Genomic DNA, 17,489 nt, shown 5'->3' with positions numbered 1-17,489 from the left:
GACCGGCAGTCGGTAGCCGGCCCGAGAAGAACGGCCAGCAGACCGTCAGTTCCGAGGAAGCCCAAGGAAGGAAACCTGAAGGTCGCAGGTGCCTTCGCACAGAGGCAGCGGGCCTAGCTCGACGTGAAGATCTTCCAAGACGGTCTTTGCTCCAGTCCTTCGACTCCTTCGCGGTCGAAGTAGATGTTCTGGACCGAAGGGCCATGTTCCGTTCCCCAACCTATGGAGTCCTTGACCATTTCCTCTGTCAGTTCATCCCCGAAGGTGCTGATCAAGATCTTCGGTTTCACGGTCTTCCGAGACAGCGCATTCCGCAGTTCAATATTCACAGACTCATCCCGGAAGCTATATCCGACAATCAACCAGTGGTCCGAAGTTGATAGACCATGAGCCATGGCCTTATACGCCAGATCAAATGGGTACTCCTTGACGCGCCGAGGCTTTTCACGCGAATTCGCGAGAACGACAGCCGGGATCATGTTCTTTGAATTGACATCTAGGTCGGTGAAGATGTTATGCGTACGAAGCGCATTGAGGGGAATCTTCACAACTTCCCCCGTGTTCATGTCCTTCCAGAACGTAAGCGATCCGTGGGGATGTACAAGTCTGATCCTCTTGTTGAAAGGGAAATCAAGCGCGTCACGCAATGACCACCCCTCGTACTCGCCTACGACTTTGACCTCTCCAGCCTCATCGTCCGTGAATTTGATTTGTGCTGGCCTTCGCGGGTCTGCTAAGTCGCAGAACGGCAGTCCGAGCATGGCCAAGCACGAAAGAACAAGGCTGTCGTAGTTCAAGTTCGCAAAGGTAATGTCGCCTGAGTATTCATGGCATATCTGCCGAAAGAACGGATGCATGTGGGCCGTTGCGTCCCAGCCTGTAGGTGCCGAGTCAAGGATGGTCTTCAGGATAATTCCCGTGCCCTTCTTCAACAGATCACCCGCAAACCCACGGACTTCAAGCAAGGATGCCTGAAGACTCGTGTTTCCCTCACCAGCCAATCCCGTCAGATCAGCCAAGTCTTCCAACAAAGCCGCCTGACTTTCGAATGCCCCAACCAGTTGCTCGAAGTCTCCCTCATCGAAGGACCCGTCGTCTTCAATCCGGCCAGCGATCTTCGCCAGCGCTTGAAGCACTTGATCTCCGTTGGGCGCGATGGCCGATAGTTCGTTCTTTAGCTTCTCCGTGATGGTTCCCAGCACCAAGTCATTGGAAAAGGCAACGCTCAGCCCATTTCCCGCAACGACGGCAAGATTCCTTACATCAACCAACGCATTCCCCTCAGTATCTATCCGGTCGATCCCAAGCCGTTCTTCCGACCGATTGGCTGACTTCAATCCTGCCATTCCAGCCAGACATATGAGAGACGACGTTGCTGTTAGAAGCGGCCCTAGCATGCGCGTTTCACTAGGGAACACGCATTCGTGGTAATGGAGTCAGGGGCCAGACACATGGCCGTTGAAGAAATTCTTACCCACGTTTTCGGGGTTTCGGCTTCACTAGAAAACTTGGCATGGTGGCCCCCCAACGATTGTGTATGGGTCACAGACTGAACACTGCTCCGCTCCTAGCTGAAAGGAACAGAAAACATTAGCTAGAAACTAGTGGAAGCCGGTGGAGCACATGGGTTGGGTGGCCGTCTATGAAGGTATCGGAAGAAGTCCGAGCCATACAGACTCCGCGTGAGCATCGACGGCGACGAATCCCATTCCGAAGGGAATGCCTACTTGCCTCGCAATCCAAGAATGCGTTGTCCGGTACGCCGGTATGTGCGCTCAATAAAGGATTCCAGAACTGACACAGGTCATCGAAAGGCCTGAACATCAAAAGTGTCGTTTGCCGTAGGTAATATCGAATTAAACGTCCCGACCGCACTACGGAGGGACGAAATCACTGGTATTGGGGGAAGCATGAGCAAAAAGCTTTTATGGATATTGATTTCGGTAGTCGCACTGGTTCTGGTTGCGACAGTGTCTGTTGTTTCGGTGAATGCGGTCAAGGCCAGCAAGATTGAAGCCGAACGGAAAGAAACTGTAAGAGAGGCGCAGCGCATCGCGGACCGAAACAATCTATTCGCGGCAGGCCTGCGTCGGGATACAAAGAGCTTTAGCGAGCTAGACCCTCAACTGATCATCAGAACGGGCAAGTATGCCTGTGAGTCCATGACAAATGGGACGGCACCCAACGAAGTGGCATACACCATGTTCAAAGACGATACCCCGGTCATGATGTCGTCTAAGGATTCGGGGACCATAGTTTCCCGCTCGGTGGAAACGCTTTGCCCGGAACGGGGCCCAGTTTCTGCCAGCGAGATCAATGACTACGTAAGTCAGAGATTATTTAGTGAAAACGAAGCTGAACGAAAAGCTGCCGAAGAGGCCAGCCGCAAGAAAGCCACCAGTAGCGGCTTCTACAAGGACATTTCCTCCCAGATCGCACTCTTTGGCGAGAAGGGCAAGAAGTGGTCAGTGGAATTTGCCGTTGATCAATGCTTCTGGGTGGACGACGCCACATCCGTGGAGAATCGAATCCAAGAGTTCGAGCGTGAGCACAATGCAACCCGGTCGGACGCAATTGGTGCGGTTGCGGTGTCAATCAAGTACGCCTGTCCGGAAAGTTACGACTTCGTGGAGGAATGGCAACTGAACGACATGGGCATCTCGGACTAGGCCGTAGGCATTTAGGCGCTCTTTGGATGTGACAACAGAATAACGCTGGATCAGTTCCAGCAAGGAAGAACCCCTACATCTGTCAGGGGGTTCTTCTCTTTAACAAGAAGCATGAATCAACATACACATACTTACATGGACTGGAGGGCCAATGGCCGAACTAACCAACACTGGCGAGACAGTGCAAACAGGAGAGCGCAACCGTGATGCCAGTTGGCAAAGAGCACGGGCCAAGATCATTGCCGAACAAGAACTGTGCCACCTGTGTGGCGAGGCGGTGGACAAGCAAGCCAAGGCTCCCGATCCAACATCACCGAGCGTTGACCACATCACGCCATGGAGCCAAGGGGGCACTGATGCCATCGAGAATCTTGCTTTGGCTCACCTCGGATGCAACATCAAGCGAGGCAAGAAGCCATTGGATGAGGTCAGGCGCACGCCGTACTCGGAGGACTGGGGCTTGGGCTTCTAGCCTCAAGATCAACGTTTAGGCAACCGCCTCAGGTTGTTATTGCCACCAATTTTAGGGTAGTGGCACCCCTACCCCTCCCCCACGGCGTGGCTCCTACCCAGCGACTGGCAATAAATCTCCCCACGCCATTTTCAGGCCACCTACCAACTTTCAGAAAGGTTCCACCATGCCCAACGCAACAACGGAATCCGTACTTCAGACGGTCCAAAACAACGATTACCGCACTTCCCTCGTGGCACTCCGTGACAAGCTGGCCGCTGACATCGACAGCCCCGAGACCACGGCCCGAGACCGAGCCGGAATCGTCAAGCAACTTCAGTCCGTTCTAGCGGATATCGAGTCCATCCCGGATGCCGAGAAGTTCGCCCACACGCCACTGGACCAGATCCTAGGTGGTAGTGGATGAGCTACGACGTAAACCTAGAAACCCTTATCGGAAGCCGTCAACCAACATACGCATATGAATCTTCGCTAGCCGTAGACTTCACCGATTCAAAACGTGCCGTACAGCTCATGAGAAGCTACGGCCCCACACCGGACCCGTGGCAGGAAGATCTACTCACGGCATGGCTGGCCCGAGGCAAAGACGGCAAGCTTTCCCACAAAGTGGCGGCAACCTCCATCCCCCGCCGAGCCGGAAAGTCATGGCTGATCGAAGCCCGAGTCTTCTTCGGCATTGTCGCACTCGGTGAGTCGGTCATTGTCACCACCCACCACCTGACCACAACCACGGAACTTTTCAACCGGCTCACCTCCTACTTCGAAAATGACCAGTACCCGGAACTTAAGGCAATGGTCAAGGTCATCCGGAGAGCAAACGGCCAACTTGCCATCGAACTCGTGAATGGCGGTAAGGTCCGATTCATTGCCCGTACCAAGTCCGGTGGTCGTGGTATGGCCGCTGACCTATTGATCGTGGATGAGGCACAGCACTACTCCGAGGAATCGTCTTCAGCCCTAATCCCGATCATCTCTTCCGGACCACGTAGCGATTCCCAACAGATCCTTGCCGGTACCCCGGAAGTCTCGGGTGGAGACGCAACCATCTTCAAGGGCGTCCGAACCAAGGCTCTCGCCAGCGAATTGGGCAAGGGCTGTTACCACGAATGGTCCATGGCTGACGGGGATGACACCAACGATCCCCTCGTTTGGGCTAAAGCCAACCCATCCCTAGGAATCCGACTTAGCGTTGACGATGTCGAGGCTGAACTTTCCTCGATGTCCGAAACCAACTTCGCCGTCGAGCGTCTTGGCTCATGGTCAACCAAAGCCCTCGTTGCCGTCATCGACCAGAAGACATGGCTAGGCCTGATCGATCAAGAATCGAAGATCGTTTCCGGGCACGTGTTGGCCGTTGACGTAAACCCCAACCGAACTGACTCAACTATCGCCATTGCCGGTATCCGAGCCGATGGCCTCTACCACGTGGAAATCGTTGCACACCAAACCTCCGGTGTCGGATGGGTCGTTCCCAGCGTCCTGAAAGTCGCAGAGCTGAAGGGCATCAAGTCCGTTGTCATCGACAACGTCGGCCCAGCCGCATCAATTGCCGAGGCCTTGTCCCGAAACAAGTCCTTGAAGGTCGTCACCACCGGCACCCAAGACGTGACCAACGCCTGTGCCCAGTTCTACGACGCGGTCCAAGACGGAACCCTCAGACACATCTCCCAACCAGCGCTCAACATGGCCGTTGCCAACGGTCGAAAGCGCCGGATTCGTGACGCGTGGGGTTGGAACCGCGCCACCGCCACAAGCGACATCACCCCCTTGGTAGCCGCGACCCTCGCTCTTTGGGGCGTAAACACCAGCAAGGTCCGGAAGGCAAAGACCGGGTCCACAACCAACAAACGAAAGCGCATCATTTCATGCTAATAACCAGTACCCCGGATGTCTCAAGCAAGATGTCCGGACCAGAATTCCAAGCGTTCGCCATGATGGTTGAACGCCTCCAGTCCAAGCAACACCGCCATCGAATGAGGCGGCACTACTACGATGGCACCAACGCGCTCAAGGATTTGGGCATCAGCACTCCCCCGAGCCTTCGCAATCTGGATGTCGCTCTCGGCTGGCCAGCCAAGGCCGTTGACTCCCTGTCGAAGAGGGTCAACCTCGAAGGCTTCGTTATCCCCGGACATTCGATTGAAGACTTCGGCGTTGATGAAATCTTCCGGGACAATCGCCTAGCCGTCGAAGCCCCACAGATCCACACATCGGCGTTCATTCACTCCACGAGCTTCCTTGCAACCTTGCGCGGCGATCCGGCTTTTGGGGAACCGGATGTCCTGATCCAGTCCTTCAATGCCACACAGGCAACCGGACTATGGCAACCGTCAACACGTTCCCTAGGTGCCGCACTGTTGGTCCTGAACTCCGACAGCACCGGGCCAACCCGAATGGTTGTCATCTTCCCCCACGTGGTTTACTCCATCTGGAAGACCGGGAGCACTTACGGCTGGGAAGTCTCATCCATCCCCAACACCCTAGGGTTTGTTCCCGTCGAGCCGGTAGCGTTCCAGCCCCGCTTGGACCGTCCGTTCGGCCAGTCCAGAGTTTCCCGAGCCGTGATGTCGTTGACCGATAGCGCCATGCGCACAGTTATTCGAGCGGAAGTCGGAGCCGAGTTCTTCTCAGCCCCTCAGCGATACCTCTTGGGTGCAGATGAAGACATGTTCATGGATGAGAATAACAACCCGACCTCCGGATGGAGCTTCCTCACCAACAGACTTCTGGCGGTCCCGACCAACGAAGAAGGAGAAAAACCAGAGATTGGGCAGTTCAGCCAGATCAGTATGCAACCCCACAGTGACCAGATGAGGATGTGGAGCCAGCTCTTCGCTTCGGAAACCAGTCTTCCAGTCGGCTCCCTCGGAATCGTTCAGGACAACCCCTCCAGCGCCGAAGCAATTCACGCGGTCAAGGAAGATCTCCTGATCCTCGCTGAATCGGCAATGGATGGTTTCTCACCGGCTTGGGTACGCTCCATGCAGACTGCCGTCCAACTCCGGGAAGGACTCGTAACCCTTCCGGCTGAACTCAACAAGCTCTCCGTTCGCTGGCGTGACCCTAGCACCCCGAGCCGAGCACAGGCCACGGATGCCACAATGAAGCTCGTGGCCGCTGGAGTCATCCCGGCAACCTCGGAAATCGCATTGGAAATGGTTGGCCTGAGTCAGACCGACATCGAGCGCATCATATCCGAACGTCAGCGCGAAGCCGCACCAAAGATCCTTGATTCGATCCTCAACCGAACCCCGCAGTCAGATCCCGAACAGGCCGTCAAGGAAACTGCAATCTTGAAGAACAAAGCCGATGCCCTAGGTCTACTTCGAAGGGCAGGGGTGACCGCCGAAGCCGCCGCCAAACAGGTTGGTCTTGAAGGTCTTGAGTTCATCCCCGGAAACCCAATCACGATCAAGGTTCCGGAGGACAACTAATGGCTTTCGAACTGAGTTACACGGAGGTCGAAGCCCAGCGACAGACCACGATGAAGCTGATTGAATCAGCGCTCCAAGAACTGGCGATCATCTGGGATGCCATCCCCGACAAGACAGATGGGGCCATCGTTCGCATGGTTCTTGAAGACGCACTTGGAGACATCATCCAAACCTACGGGCAGGTTGTGGCAACCCATGCCGCACAACAGTTCGATTCCTTGAGGGCCGCGAACAAGGTACCGGGCCGCTTTACGGCACTAGTTGCCAAGACACCGGAACGGGCAAGGGTCAACGCACATATCGGTGCTGTCATCGAACCGATCTTCCGTGGTGCTGGCTCAAATCCTGGCCTTGCCTACAAGCAAGTCCAAGGCCTCGTAGATCGGATGGTGCAGGAACCATTCCGGCGAACCATTGACGAGAATGTTGGCCGCAGTGGTTCACGCGCTCAAGGGTATGCACGGGTTCCGTCCTCCAGCGAGCCATGTGACTTCTGTCTGATGCTGGCTTCCAGAGGTGCCGTCTACGGCCCCAAGTCTGGCAAGTACCGCGCTGACGGGAAGAAATTTCATAGCCTGTGCTACTGCCAATTGATTCCGGTCTTCGATGACAGGACCGAGATTGAAGACTATTCACCGGAGGCTCTCCTTGAGCAGTACAAGGACCGGCAAGCCGAGAAGGCCGAGAAGGTACTTGCCAAGTCTGCCAAGTTGTCAGAAGCATAAATCAACCTACGCATGATGTCGTGGGCACCTAGGCGCTCTCTGTAGATGTAGGAACAACGGTAGTCACTGGCCCAAGTTCCCGTCGAAGAAATCCAACATCTCAAGCGTTGGTCAGGTCCGATCAGTCACCTGTGAAATCACTGAAGATCCACCACGTGCCATTCGGTGAGATCCCCCTTGCAACTTGCTCCCGGTTTTTCCTTCCTTTCGCCGGGGAACGCAGTTCCGAGGGGTTGGCACTTTTTCTACGGTCTCCCGTAGCGGTACCTGACCGTTTCAGGGTCAAGCGCCACACCAAGGCCTAACAATTTTGGGAGCAACACAATGTCAGAAATTCTCGACAACACCGATACCGCACCAGCGGGAGAACCAACCACTGAAGACACGTTCAAGGCACCTACCACACAGGGAGACCTAGACCGAATCATTCAGGCACGCCTAGCCAAGGAACGCGCAAAGTACAGCGATTACGACTCGCTCAAGACCGCCGCCCAGAAGCTGGCCGAGATCGAAGAGTCCAACAAGACCGAACTCGAAAAGGCCATTGCCCGAGCCGAGGCCGCAGAGCAGAAGCTCACAGATTCTGAGTTCAACGCAATGAAGGCACGCGTGGCCGCAAAGTTCCAGCTTGAGGACGAGGACGTTGAACTGTTCCTCACCGGCAGGGACGAGGAATCCCTCACCAAGCAAGCCGAGCGTCTGGCCTCCAAGAAGTCAGTAGAAGCGCCAACCGACACGCATGAATCAACACGAATTGGCTTCGGCATCGACCTCAAGAACCGCGACAGCGAAAAGGTCAACAGCTCCAACGACGAGCTAGCCCGAACCATCTTCGGCGTATAATCCACCAATTTCTATTCTCACAAGGAGAAACCCACATGTCTTTCACCCTTAATGGCAAGTCCATTGAACTTCCAAAGGAGTTCACCGACTCCGTCTTCCTCAAGGCTTCCGAGGAATCCCTCGTTGCACGCCTATCCGGCCAGACACCTCTTACCCTCGCTGGCGCGACCGTGCCGATTTACACCGGTGGCATCTCTGCCGGAATCGTTGCCGAGGGCGCAAACGCTCCTGTTGGTGACGCTGGCGTATCGCTCAAGTACATCAACCCAAAGAAGGTCTCCGTTGTTATCCCGGTCTCCAAGGAAATGGCTTCGGCCAACCCCGGCGATCTGATGGCCCACGTAAAGGCTGACCTTTCAGCCGCTATTGGCCGCGCGCTGGATGACCTGACTCTTCATGCTAAGGACTCCATCTCCGGTGCTCCTGTCGCTGGCTACGTAGCACTGACCGCCACTTCCAACGAGGTTGAGCTTGTGGGTGCCGATTACAAGTCCGCGATCCTCGCTGGCTTCGATCTCGTTGGCGCTGAGTACGACGTAACCGCCGCTGGCTTCGATTCACGCATCAAGGGCAAGATCCTCAACGTCACCAACGAAGTCCAGTTCGGACTCCCGAACCTCACCGGTCAGGAAGTCTATGTTGCTGGTGTACCAGCTCAGTTCGCACGCACCGTTGGCCGCGTCAACAACGTGGATACGAAGGTACGCGGCATCGTTGGCGACTGGTCCAAGGTCCGCTTCGGCTTCGCTTCCGGTATCGAACTGGAAACCTCCGATCAGGCAACCATCACTGACGGTTCCGGTAACAACATCAACCTCTTCCAGAGCGGCATGATCGCACTCAAGGTAACCGCTTCCATCGGTTCGGTTGTCCTAGATGACAAGGCTTTCGCAACCATCGTTGACAAGGCCTAACCATGGCCCTTCTCACCAACTCCAAGGGTGGGACGGTTCGAGCCACGGGTGAATCCCTTCAGGCTCTCAAGGCTAGCGGGTGGGTGGAGGTAGAGGCTCAGGCTTCTACCCCATCCCCCGCTCCCGAGGCCAAGCCAAAGGCCGCTCCACGTACTCGAAAGACCACCAAAACCGCATAGGAGGTTTCCATGGCAATTCTCGAAATCGCACTTGAAGACCTCCAAGCCTTCGACCCGGACATCTCCGAAGCCAAGGCCGCAATCATGGTCAAGGATGCTATCGCACGGGCCAAGCAACTGGCACCTTTTCTGGCATCCGACGATCTGGACCAACCCTCGGCAGATGCCGCATCAGGCGTTATCCGCAGGGCAGTGCTCCGCTGGAACGATGCCGGAACTGGTGCCATCACCCAAGAATCCCAAAGTGCCGGAAACTTCTCACAGTCCAAATCAATCGACAACCGGGAGACCTCCAAGGTTCTATTCTTCCCCTCCGAGGTTGACGAACTCCGAGCACTTGGACCCGTCAAGCCCCGAAAGGGCAAGGCGTTCTCCATTGATATGGCTTCTGAAGCCTATGTCGCCCAGCCGAATCTCTGGGGGTAGCCGTGAAGAACGTTCTTTCCAGCTTCCCGGATTCGTGGAAGGTCACCATCACCGTCCTATCCGGTGGAGGTGATGACAAGTTCGGAAACCCCCTACCGACCACCAGCCGGGAAGTCACCGGATGCCTCCTGTCACCCCGAGCCACTTCGGAATCCAACAACCAATCGGACTACGTCCAAGGCGAGGCCATCCTCTACGCGCCAACCGGAACAGCCTTCCGGTCCACGGACAAGATCCAGACCCCCGAGGGAGCGCCGATCCGAGGCATGTGGGCCGTCAACGGCGATCCCGTCAACTGGCCATTGGGCGTGGAAGTCCAACTACGAAAGGACGGCACATGAGCAAGAGTGATTACCGGATGGACCCCCAAGGTCTGAAGGCTTTGGCCAACACCTCCGGAATGTCCGAGGCAATGGTTCACGCCGCCCAATCTGGCCTCAACATGGCCCGAGCATCAGCACCCCGAAACACCGGCAAATTTGCCGACAGCTTCAGGGTTCGAGCGGAGAAGTTCAAGTCAGGCCGTCGAGGCGAGGAACGCTCCGGGGCAGTCATCGAGAGCACCGTGGATTACGGCGCATACGTTGGCGGCAAGGCTCCTAGGAACTTCATGCACTCGCTCGTGGCGCACGTCGAGGCAGGTGCCAAGTAATGGAATTCCCGGACACCGAGCTTGCCCTGATCGAGCTACTTGAATCCCCCGATGCCGAAGCCGTACTTCGCTTGTCAGCCGACATGGATCAGCGTCTTCCGCTCATCCACATCACGGCGCTACCGAGTACGGCACAGGCCGAACCGTTCCTCCGGACGGACAGAATCCAAGTCGATGTGTACACGAATAGCCGCTCAGGTTCCAAGGATCTTTCCGAGGCAATTAGGGGCCGGCTGATGGGTTCACACCTGACCGACGAGGGTTTCTTGGATGACATTTACCCCGAGATCGAACCCTACGAAACGCCATATACGAGCGATTCCATCAAACTCGTCACGGCCATTTACCGCGTCGAGACCAGACCCAAACGATAATTCTTCCCTTTGAAAGGGGTACCCCCTATGAGCACTTTTGCTGAACTAAAGAACACCGCCGACTCTCCATCACAGGTCCGCAAGATTGTTGAAGCCGTGGCGTTCCTCGCTCCAGCTTCAGCCGATGCCATCGAAACCCTGACCGGCCCAGACGGTTCCATCACGGCACTACCCGCCGCATACAAGCCGGTTGGCCTAATCACCAAGGACGGCTTCTCGTTCTCCGGTGACACGAACGAAGAAGACGTTGAAGCCCTCGGCTATGCCGCTCCGGTACGCTCCGACATCACCAGCGTTTCGCGCGAAGTGAGTTTCACCGCTTACGAGGTCTTCCGACGCGAGCTTCTGGAAGTCGCCTACGGCATGGACCTCAGCGCCGTCACTCAGGGAACCAACGGCGAGATCGCCTTTGACCGCCCAGCCCTTCCACAGAAGACGTACTACCGCCTTCTGGTCATCGGCAAGGACGGCGCTGGCACTTCGGAAATTTTCCGCGCCAAGTTCTTCCCACGCGTTTCCATCTCTTCCATCCCGGAAGAGGCATGGGGCGAAGATGCACTCACCCTTGAGTTCGCTTTCAAGGCGTTCGTTGACGAAGCCGTTGGCACCTCGGAGCGAGAGTTCATTGCCGGTGTTGGCGCAAAGGCCGACAAGCTCGAACTTGGTTTCACCCAGTCCGTCTAATTTGAATCATCAATCAACATTCACGTGTTGGTTGCCAATACCAGTGGTGGCAGGTCTTCATCGGGTTTACCTGCCACCACTTACCCACCAACCCGATCAACGTAAGGAGGCCTCATGGCCAAGACACAGACCCTCGTGAAGGGCGATCACAAGATCACCACGTCACTACCGGCAGAGGCCGTGAAGCTTCGCTCACTCGGATACGCCGACTACGTGGCACCCAAGGCACCGAAGGCAGTCAAGCCCGAGGCCACCGAACCAACAAAAACCCCAGCCAAGAGCTAACTTCCCGAAAGGAAAAACCCGATATGACAAACCTAAAAGTCAACGCAAACCTCTCCGCACTGGATGTCGAATCTGATGTCCAGCCATACCGCATGGCACTCAGCAAGAACAAGATCATCACCTTCCCGAACCCGGCTGACATGCCATGGGATGAAGCCGAGGAATTCATGGCCCAGATCACCAGCCCGGATGTTTCGATCTCCGACGTGTTCAAGGGCTGGCTATCCGAAGAGGACTACCAGAAGCTCATTGACGAAAAGCTCACCATGGCACAGGTCACCAAGCTCGCCCAGAACGTATCCGCTCATTTCGAATCCGTTTTCGGTACAACCCCAAACGCCTAAGGCTGTATGCCTTGCTGGATAAGTTCGGTCCACAACTCCGGGCCGATCTCCAGCAGGTATACGGCGTAGATCTAGCCGTCCTCTTCAAGGCCCGTCGATACGTCCATTTGCTGGCACTCATCGATGGACTCCCCGCCCATAGCCGGTACATGGAGGCGTACCTGAATGACGAGGAAATCGCCACGGCAATCCTCGATTCCGGCCAGTCGGAAGCATCCGGTGACTATCACCCACCGCTCAGTAGCTGGACCCCGGAGCTAGCCATGCTCACGGAAATCAAGGACACGCTAGCGGCCAGCATAGCCACACAGGTTGGTGTCGCTGGAGGCAAGGCCAAGAATCCCAAACCTTCCCCGAGGCCAGTCACGGCCATCGACCGGATCAAGGAACAACGCTCCCGCGAGGCACAGCAACAGATCGTGGATCTCTTCGGCGGCAAGAGACACAGCAACTAAACACACCCATAAGGAGGCCTGTCCACAACGGATGGGCCTCCTTTTTCTTACCCATTTTTAGGAGGTATCAATGAGCAATCCAATGAACGTGGGCTTCGCAACCGTGACGGTCCAACCATCGTTCAAGGGGTTCCAAGCCGCAGTTTCCAAGGAGACAGGTTCCGTCTTCCCCGCCGCTGGCCGAGCCGGTGGAGCTTCGTTCGGCAGGGCCATAGCCGAAGGGTTCAAGGACTCTAGCTCGGATCTGAAGACCGAGGCCAAGAAGCTTGAGGACAGCCTCTTCAAGGCACAAGACGCTTTGAAGAAATCGAAGGCCGCAAACAAAACCGCTACGGATGCCGAGGCAAAAGCCAACGGAGATCTCCGTGTTGCTGAACTCAAGCTTGCAGAGGCACGGGAGAATTCCAACACCAAAGCTTCAGCACTGGCCAAGGCCGAGGAAGACCTAGCCGAGAAACAGCGCAAAGCCGCTGATGCTTCGGCAAAGGCCACTGCCGCACAGAGCGATCTCAAGACCTCATCCGAGAAACTTGTTGCCGCTGAAACGAGCCTCAAGACAGCCACGGACAAGGCAAATCAGGAGTTGGCCCAGTCCCCCGCCGAAGCCGCGAAGGCCAAGAAAGGTCTCAAGGGTCTACGGGACCAGACCGATAACACCAAGGCTGGACTCAGCAAGCTAGGCGACTACATGAAGGGTGCCTTCGTTGGTGCCATTGCCGCTGTCTCATTCGGCGCAATCATCGGCGGGATGAAGGATGTCATCTCCCTTGCCGGTGACTACCAGCAGTCAGTGGGTGCCGTTGACTCCGTCTTCAAGGACCAATCCGGGAAGATGCACGCCAAGGCAGGAACCGCCGCCGTTGACGTAGGTCTCGACAAGAACGCATACAACGAACTCGGTTCCGTACTCGGTTCACAGCTCAAAAACGCCGGAACCCCTATGGACCAGTTGTCCGAAAAGACATCGAACCTGATCACCCTTGGTGCCGACCTCTCCAGTATGTTCGGCGGGACAACCAAGGAAGCAATTGAGGCTGTTTCCAGCGCGCTCAAAGGCGAGATGGACCCCATCGAACGCTACGGAATCACGCTCAACGAATCAGCGCTTCAAGCCGAGGCACTGTCAAAGGGTCTCATCAAGCCGATTGTGGATGCCGACAAGGTGTCTGACGCTTCGATCAAGATGCAGGTTGCCCAGAAGAAGTACAACGAGGTTGTAGCCAAGCACGGCAAAGACTCCATGGAGTCCGCTAAAGCACAGGTCACCTTGAATTCTGCACAACGCGCATTCGACAAGGCCACCGAGGGTAAGATCCCGAAGCTCGAAGGTGAAGCAAAGGCGCTGGCAGTCCAGTCAGCTCTCTATGCACAGAGCGCCGACGCTCAAGGCAACTTCGCCAAGGAGTCAGGCACCCTACAAGGTCAGCAGTCACGGCTAAACGCCGAGGTTGCCAACATGAAGATTGCCGCTGGAACCGCCTTCATCCCGGCCATGACCTCCATTGTGTCGGCCATCCGAACCACAGTTATCCCAGCCCTTCAAAACATGGGCCAGTGGATCAAGGACAACCAATCGTGGCTGAAGCCTCTAGCCGTGACCATCGGTGTAACCGCAGGGGCCTTCCTCCTGTTCTCTGGGGTCTCCGCAATCATCGGAGGGATCACCTCCGCGATTGGACTTCTCAAGGGTGGATTCGCCGCACTGAATGTTGTGATGAAAGCCAACCTGATTGGCATCATCGTCACGGCGGTAATCGGGCTGGTGGCCGGATTCATCTACCTGTGGAACAACGTTGAAGGATTCCGGAACTTCTTCATAGGAGCTTGGGACGGTATCAAGAATGCCGTCATGGGCGCTTGGAACGGGTTCATCAAGCCAGCCTTCGATGCCATCGTTGGCTTCGTTCGGGACACCCTTGTTCCACTCTTCGTCAACTTCTACAACGGAGTCATTCTCCCGGTTTGGTCAGGCATCCAAGGCGCCATTGCCGGAGCCGTAGGCTTCATCACCGACTCGGTCAACAACGTGGTTGGATTCTTCCGAAACGTTGTGGCTCCCGTCTTCGTCTGGCTCTACCAGAACATCATCATGCCGATCTGGACGGCCATCAAGGTTGTCATTGCCGTTGTCGCTACCGCCGTGACCCTCTACGTCATGGGCTGGGTCTGGGTCTTCAAGAACGTCCTTGCCCCGGTCTTCAAGTGGCTTTACGGGAGCGTCATCCTTCCCATCTGGAACGGCATCAAGACAGCCATCTCCGTCGTGATCATGGCCGTGAAGGGTTACATCAACCTATGGGTCTCGCTGTTCAAGAACGTCCTTGCCCCGGTCTTCACTTGGATCTACAACACGATCATCAAGCCGGTGTTCAACGGCATCATGTCCACGATCTCAACGGTATGGACCGCCATCAAGGGCACCTTCCAATCCATCGTGAACTTCATCCGGAACACGCTTTCGCTGGCGTTCACGTGGCTACGAGACACGGTCATCAAACCGGTATGGAACGGCATCAAGACCGCAATCAGCACGGTATGGACCGGGATCAAGACCACGTTCCAGAACATCATCGACTTCATCCGTGGAACCCTGTCAGCGGCCTTCACGTGGCTCCGTGACACGATCATCAAACCGATCTTCAACGGGATCAAGGACACGATTTCCAACGTCTGGAACAACGGCATCAAGCCAATCTTCTCGGCACTCGGAAACTTCATCAAAGACAACGTAGCTCCAGCCTTCAAAAAGGGCGTGGACGCTATCTCCGGCTTCTGGGAAAACCTGAAGAAGATCGCCGCAACACCAATCAATTTCGTCATCGACGAGGTCTACAACAACGGCATCCGAAAGGTCTTCAACGACATTGCCGGGAAGATCGGCCTTGGAGATCTGAAGCTCCCCGAAGGCGTGCCAATCCCGGCGTTCGCCAAGGGTGGCCAGATGAAGAGCGGTTGGAAACTCGTTGGTGAAGAGGGACCGGAGCTAATCAACACGGCTCCGGGTTACGTCTACACCGCCAAGGAAACCAAGCAAATGCTGGCCGGTCAGGCACAGGCTCCACTTGGCTCTCTGCCGATGTTCAACCGGAACGAGAAGTCATCCCCGCTCCCCATCGGTGGCTGGATGGATAACCTCGGATCGTTCGTTGGCGACGTTGGCCGGAACATCGGCAACGCCAAGAACTGGGTTCTAGGCCAACTGGCCGAGGGTGCCAAGGCACTACTCAACCCGGTCAGGAACATCATCACCAACGCTCTCCCGGCCAACGGGTTCCCCGGAGCCGCACGCCAGATCTCGTTGAACGCCATCGACGGAATCTTCGATTGGACCAAGAAGAAGGACCAGTCAGCCCCTGCCGCTGGCGAGTTCGCCGGTTCCTACGACGGCCCCCGAGGATCATTCTTCAGGCCTTCAGCAGGACGCTACACATCCATGTTCGGCCCTCGTGGTGGAGGCTTCCACGCTGGCATCGACATTGCCAACGGTGAAGGTTCCCCGACCTTTGCCGCACTCAACGGCATCGTCAAGCGCGTGGGATGGGGTGGAGGCCTTCCGGGTCGAACCGGCAACGGCATCGTCCTTGATCACGGCAACGGGTTCCAGACCTACTACGGCCACAACCCGACCAACGGCGTGGTGGTCAAGCCCGGACAACAGGTCAAGGCAGGTCAACACATTGGCGCTCAAGGCTCCACGGGCAATGTCACCGGACCCCACCTCCACTTCGAAACGCTACTCAACGGCCGTCCGGTCAACCCGTTGAACTACTTGGGTGGCCGAGTCCGAGGCGGTGGTTCAAGCGCCGGGGCCAAGCTCTACGACAACGGAGGTTGGTTGCCACCGTCATCCGGAATCCAGCAGGTCCAGAACCTGACCCGGAAGCCGGAACCGGTCCTCACCAGTGGGCAGTGGGACTCCATCAGTTCCCTTGCCCTGTCCAAGACCGTGGGTGGCAACACCATCAACGTCACGGTCCCGAACCCCGGAGCAACCGGGCCTCAGATCGCTGATGCCATCTACCACCAAGCACGAGTCCAGAGCCGAGGAGGCCGCTAATGAAAATCAAAATCGGAAACGTCGAAGCCGGTGGCAACACCGGAAAACTCATCATCACCGAATACGCACCCGGAGCAACCGATGTACGCACCAACTACGTGGACCGCCCGAACGGGGATGGCCAGATGGTCGGAAACGACTGGCTCGGCTCCAGCACATGGGCCTTCGACATCTCAACCAACACCAAGAACCTCAAGGAGGCCGCTGATGCAGTGGCCTCCCTTGAAGGGGAATGGAAGAAGCCCGGAACAAGGCTCACGCCGAACGTCCCGGTCCCGCTCTCATACTCCAACGATGACGGCACTAGCTGGTACCGGATCTACGGAAGGCCCGGAAAATTCACCGGCATGGCCCCGAACGTGCTGGCTACCTTGGGCGTGGGTAAGGTCAACGCGGATTTTGTCCAGACCATCCCACTCCACTTCGAGGACACGGAACAGGTCGAGACCATGGCCATTGTTCCCCCGGTCCAAGGTGGCCTGATGGCTCCGCTCATGGAACCGCTGACAACCATCGGGACGGGTTTGGAGCGCGCTGGCTTCGTTGAGAACACCGGCAACGCACCAACCCCCATGACCATCGTCTTCCATGGCCCGATCCAGAATCCGAAGATCCGGTCAGCCAAGGGTTGGGAAGTGGGTTACCGGGGAACGATTGCCGCTGGCGACTACGTCACCATCAATCCCCTACTCGGAACGGTCAAGACCAAGAACGGAACCAACGTGGCAGGAATGCTCACGGTGAAGACAAGGCTCTCCGCTGTGACCCTGCCGGTTGGCAAGTCGGAAATGTTCTATACCGGCACCGACACCACCAACACAGCAACGGCCCAGCTCAAGTGGAGGAACGCCTTCATTTCCATGCAGGCCTGATGAGCTAGCTGGCGCTCTCTATTAGCAGAGATAGCCAACGGAAAGCCCCTGTCTCACGGCAGGGGCTTTCCCATTCCCTCACAAGATTTATACAGAAACACGTG

General features: G+C 56.4%; 19 protein-coding genes. 18 read left to right on the top strand and 1 reads right to left on the bottom strand.

Annotated features, from left to right (window positions below):
- Positions 1 to 113: 113 nt before the first annotated feature.
- Positions 114 to 1,346: a hypothetical protein gene (locus ACFY5D_RS16730; RefSeq protein WP_387532338.1), complete on the bottom strand. Its 1,233-nt coding sequence runs from the start codon at positions 1,344 to 1,346 to the stop codon at positions 114 to 116.
- A gap of 564 nt (positions 1,347 to 1,910) precedes the next feature.
- Here ACFY5D_RS16730 and ACFY5D_RS16725 point away from each other — a divergent pair.
- From ACFY5D_RS16725 to ACFY5D_RS16640, 18 genes are all read left to right on the top strand, one after another.
- On the top strand, positions 1,911 to 2,669 hold the full coding sequence (locus ACFY5D_RS16725) for a DUF732 domain-containing protein (RefSeq protein WP_387532335.1): 759 nt from the start codon (positions 1,911 to 1,913) through the stop codon (positions 2,667 to 2,669).
- A 151-nt stretch (positions 2,670 to 2,820) separates the two neighbouring features.
- A complete protein-coding gene (locus tag ACFY5D_RS16720; RefSeq protein WP_387532332.1) occupies positions 2,821 to 3,141 on the top strand; it encodes an HNH endonuclease in 321 nt (106 codons plus the stop codon).
- 166 nt (positions 3,142 to 3,307) lie between these two features.
- Positions 3,308 to 3,547 (top strand): hypothetical protein, encoded by a 240-nt coding sequence (locus ACFY5D_RS16715; protein WP_387532330.1) that lies wholly within the window; start codon positions 3,308 to 3,310, stop codon positions 3,545 to 3,547.
- 107 nt (positions 3,548 to 3,654) lie between these two features.
- Complete coding sequence (locus ACFY5D_RS16710) at positions 3,655 to 5,013, top strand: hypothetical protein (RefSeq protein WP_387532327.1); 1,359 nt, start codon at positions 3,655 to 3,657, stop codon at positions 5,011 to 5,013.
- Between the two features lie 59 nt (positions 5,014 to 5,072).
- Positions 5,073 to 6,575, top strand: a complete 1,503-nt coding sequence (locus tag ACFY5D_RS16705; protein WP_387532324.1) for a phage portal protein — start codon at positions 5,073 to 5,075, stop codon at positions 6,573 to 6,575.
- Entirely contained in the window at positions 6,575 to 7,300 is a 726-nt protein-coding gene (locus ACFY5D_RS16700; protein WP_387532322.1) for a hypothetical protein, read from the top strand. Before ACFY5D_RS16705 ends, ACFY5D_RS16700 begins: the two co-directional genes overlap by 1 nt.
- A gap of 324 nt (positions 7,301 to 7,624) precedes the next feature.
- Positions 7,625 to 8,143, top strand: coding sequence for a hypothetical protein (locus ACFY5D_RS16695; RefSeq protein ID WP_387532319.1), 519 nt, complete (start codon positions 7,625 to 7,627; stop codon positions 8,141 to 8,143).
- Positions 8,144 to 8,178: 35 nt separating this feature from the next.
- A complete protein-coding gene (locus tag ACFY5D_RS16690; protein WP_387532316.1) occupies positions 8,179 to 9,057 on the top strand; it encodes a phage major capsid protein in 879 nt (292 codons plus the stop codon).
- A 188-nt stretch (positions 9,058 to 9,245) separates the two neighbouring features.
- Positions 9,246 to 9,662, top strand: a complete 417-nt coding sequence (locus ACFY5D_RS16685) for a hypothetical protein (protein WP_387532313.1) — start codon at positions 9,246 to 9,248, stop codon at positions 9,660 to 9,662.
- Between the two features lie 2 nt (positions 9,663 to 9,664).
- Entirely contained in the window at positions 9,665 to 10,003 is a 339-nt protein-coding gene (locus ACFY5D_RS16680; protein ID WP_387532310.1) for a hypothetical protein, read from the top strand.
- On the top strand, positions 10,000 to 10,314 hold the full coding sequence (locus tag ACFY5D_RS16675) for an HK97 gp10 family phage protein (RefSeq protein ID WP_387532308.1): 315 nt from the start codon (positions 10,000 to 10,002) through the stop codon (positions 10,312 to 10,314). Before ACFY5D_RS16680 ends, ACFY5D_RS16675 begins: the two co-directional genes overlap by 4 nt.
- Positions 10,314 to 10,688, top strand: coding sequence for a hypothetical protein (locus tag ACFY5D_RS16670; protein ID WP_387532305.1), 375 nt, complete (start codon positions 10,314 to 10,316; stop codon positions 10,686 to 10,688). Before ACFY5D_RS16675 ends, ACFY5D_RS16670 begins: the two co-directional genes overlap by 1 nt.
- 27 nt (positions 10,689 to 10,715) lie before the next feature.
- On the top strand, positions 10,716 to 11,372 hold the full coding sequence (locus ACFY5D_RS16665; RefSeq protein WP_387532302.1) for a hypothetical protein: 657 nt from the start codon (positions 10,716 to 10,718) through the stop codon (positions 11,370 to 11,372).
- 114 nt (positions 11,373 to 11,486) lie between these two features.
- On the top strand, positions 11,487 to 11,657 hold the full coding sequence (locus ACFY5D_RS16660; protein WP_387532299.1) for a hypothetical protein: 171 nt from the start codon (positions 11,487 to 11,489) through the stop codon (positions 11,655 to 11,657).
- A gap of 23 nt (positions 11,658 to 11,680) precedes the next feature.
- A complete protein-coding gene (locus tag ACFY5D_RS16655; protein WP_387532297.1) occupies positions 11,681 to 12,001 on the top strand; it encodes a hypothetical protein in 321 nt (106 codons plus the stop codon).
- A gap of 11 nt (positions 12,002 to 12,012) precedes the next feature.
- Positions 12,013 to 12,456 carry a hypothetical protein gene (locus ACFY5D_RS16650; protein WP_387532294.1) on the top strand — a complete coding sequence of 148 codons (444 nt, stop codon included), beginning with the start codon at positions 12,013 to 12,015 and terminating at the stop codon, positions 12,454 to 12,456.
- 70 nt (positions 12,457 to 12,526) lie between these two features.
- On the top strand, positions 12,527 to 16,513 hold the full coding sequence (locus tag ACFY5D_RS16645; RefSeq protein WP_387532291.1) for a peptidoglycan DD-metalloendopeptidase family protein: 3,987 nt from the start codon (positions 12,527 to 12,529) through the stop codon (positions 16,511 to 16,513).
- Entirely contained in the window at positions 16,513 to 17,385 is an 873-nt protein-coding gene (locus tag ACFY5D_RS16640) for a hypothetical protein (protein WP_387532289.1), read from the top strand. The genes ACFY5D_RS16645 and ACFY5D_RS16640 overlap by 1 nt, the downstream gene beginning before the upstream one ends.
- Positions 17,386 to 17,489 lie beyond the last annotated feature (104 nt).

This window comes from Paeniglutamicibacter sp. NPDC012692 (assembly GCF_042901625.1).
GTDB lineage: Bacteria > Actinomycetota > Actinomycetes > Actinomycetales > Micrococcaceae > Paeniglutamicibacter.
The sequence above is the reverse complement of the archived record's forward strand: the minus strand, read 5'-3'. Positions and strand labels throughout refer to the sequence as shown.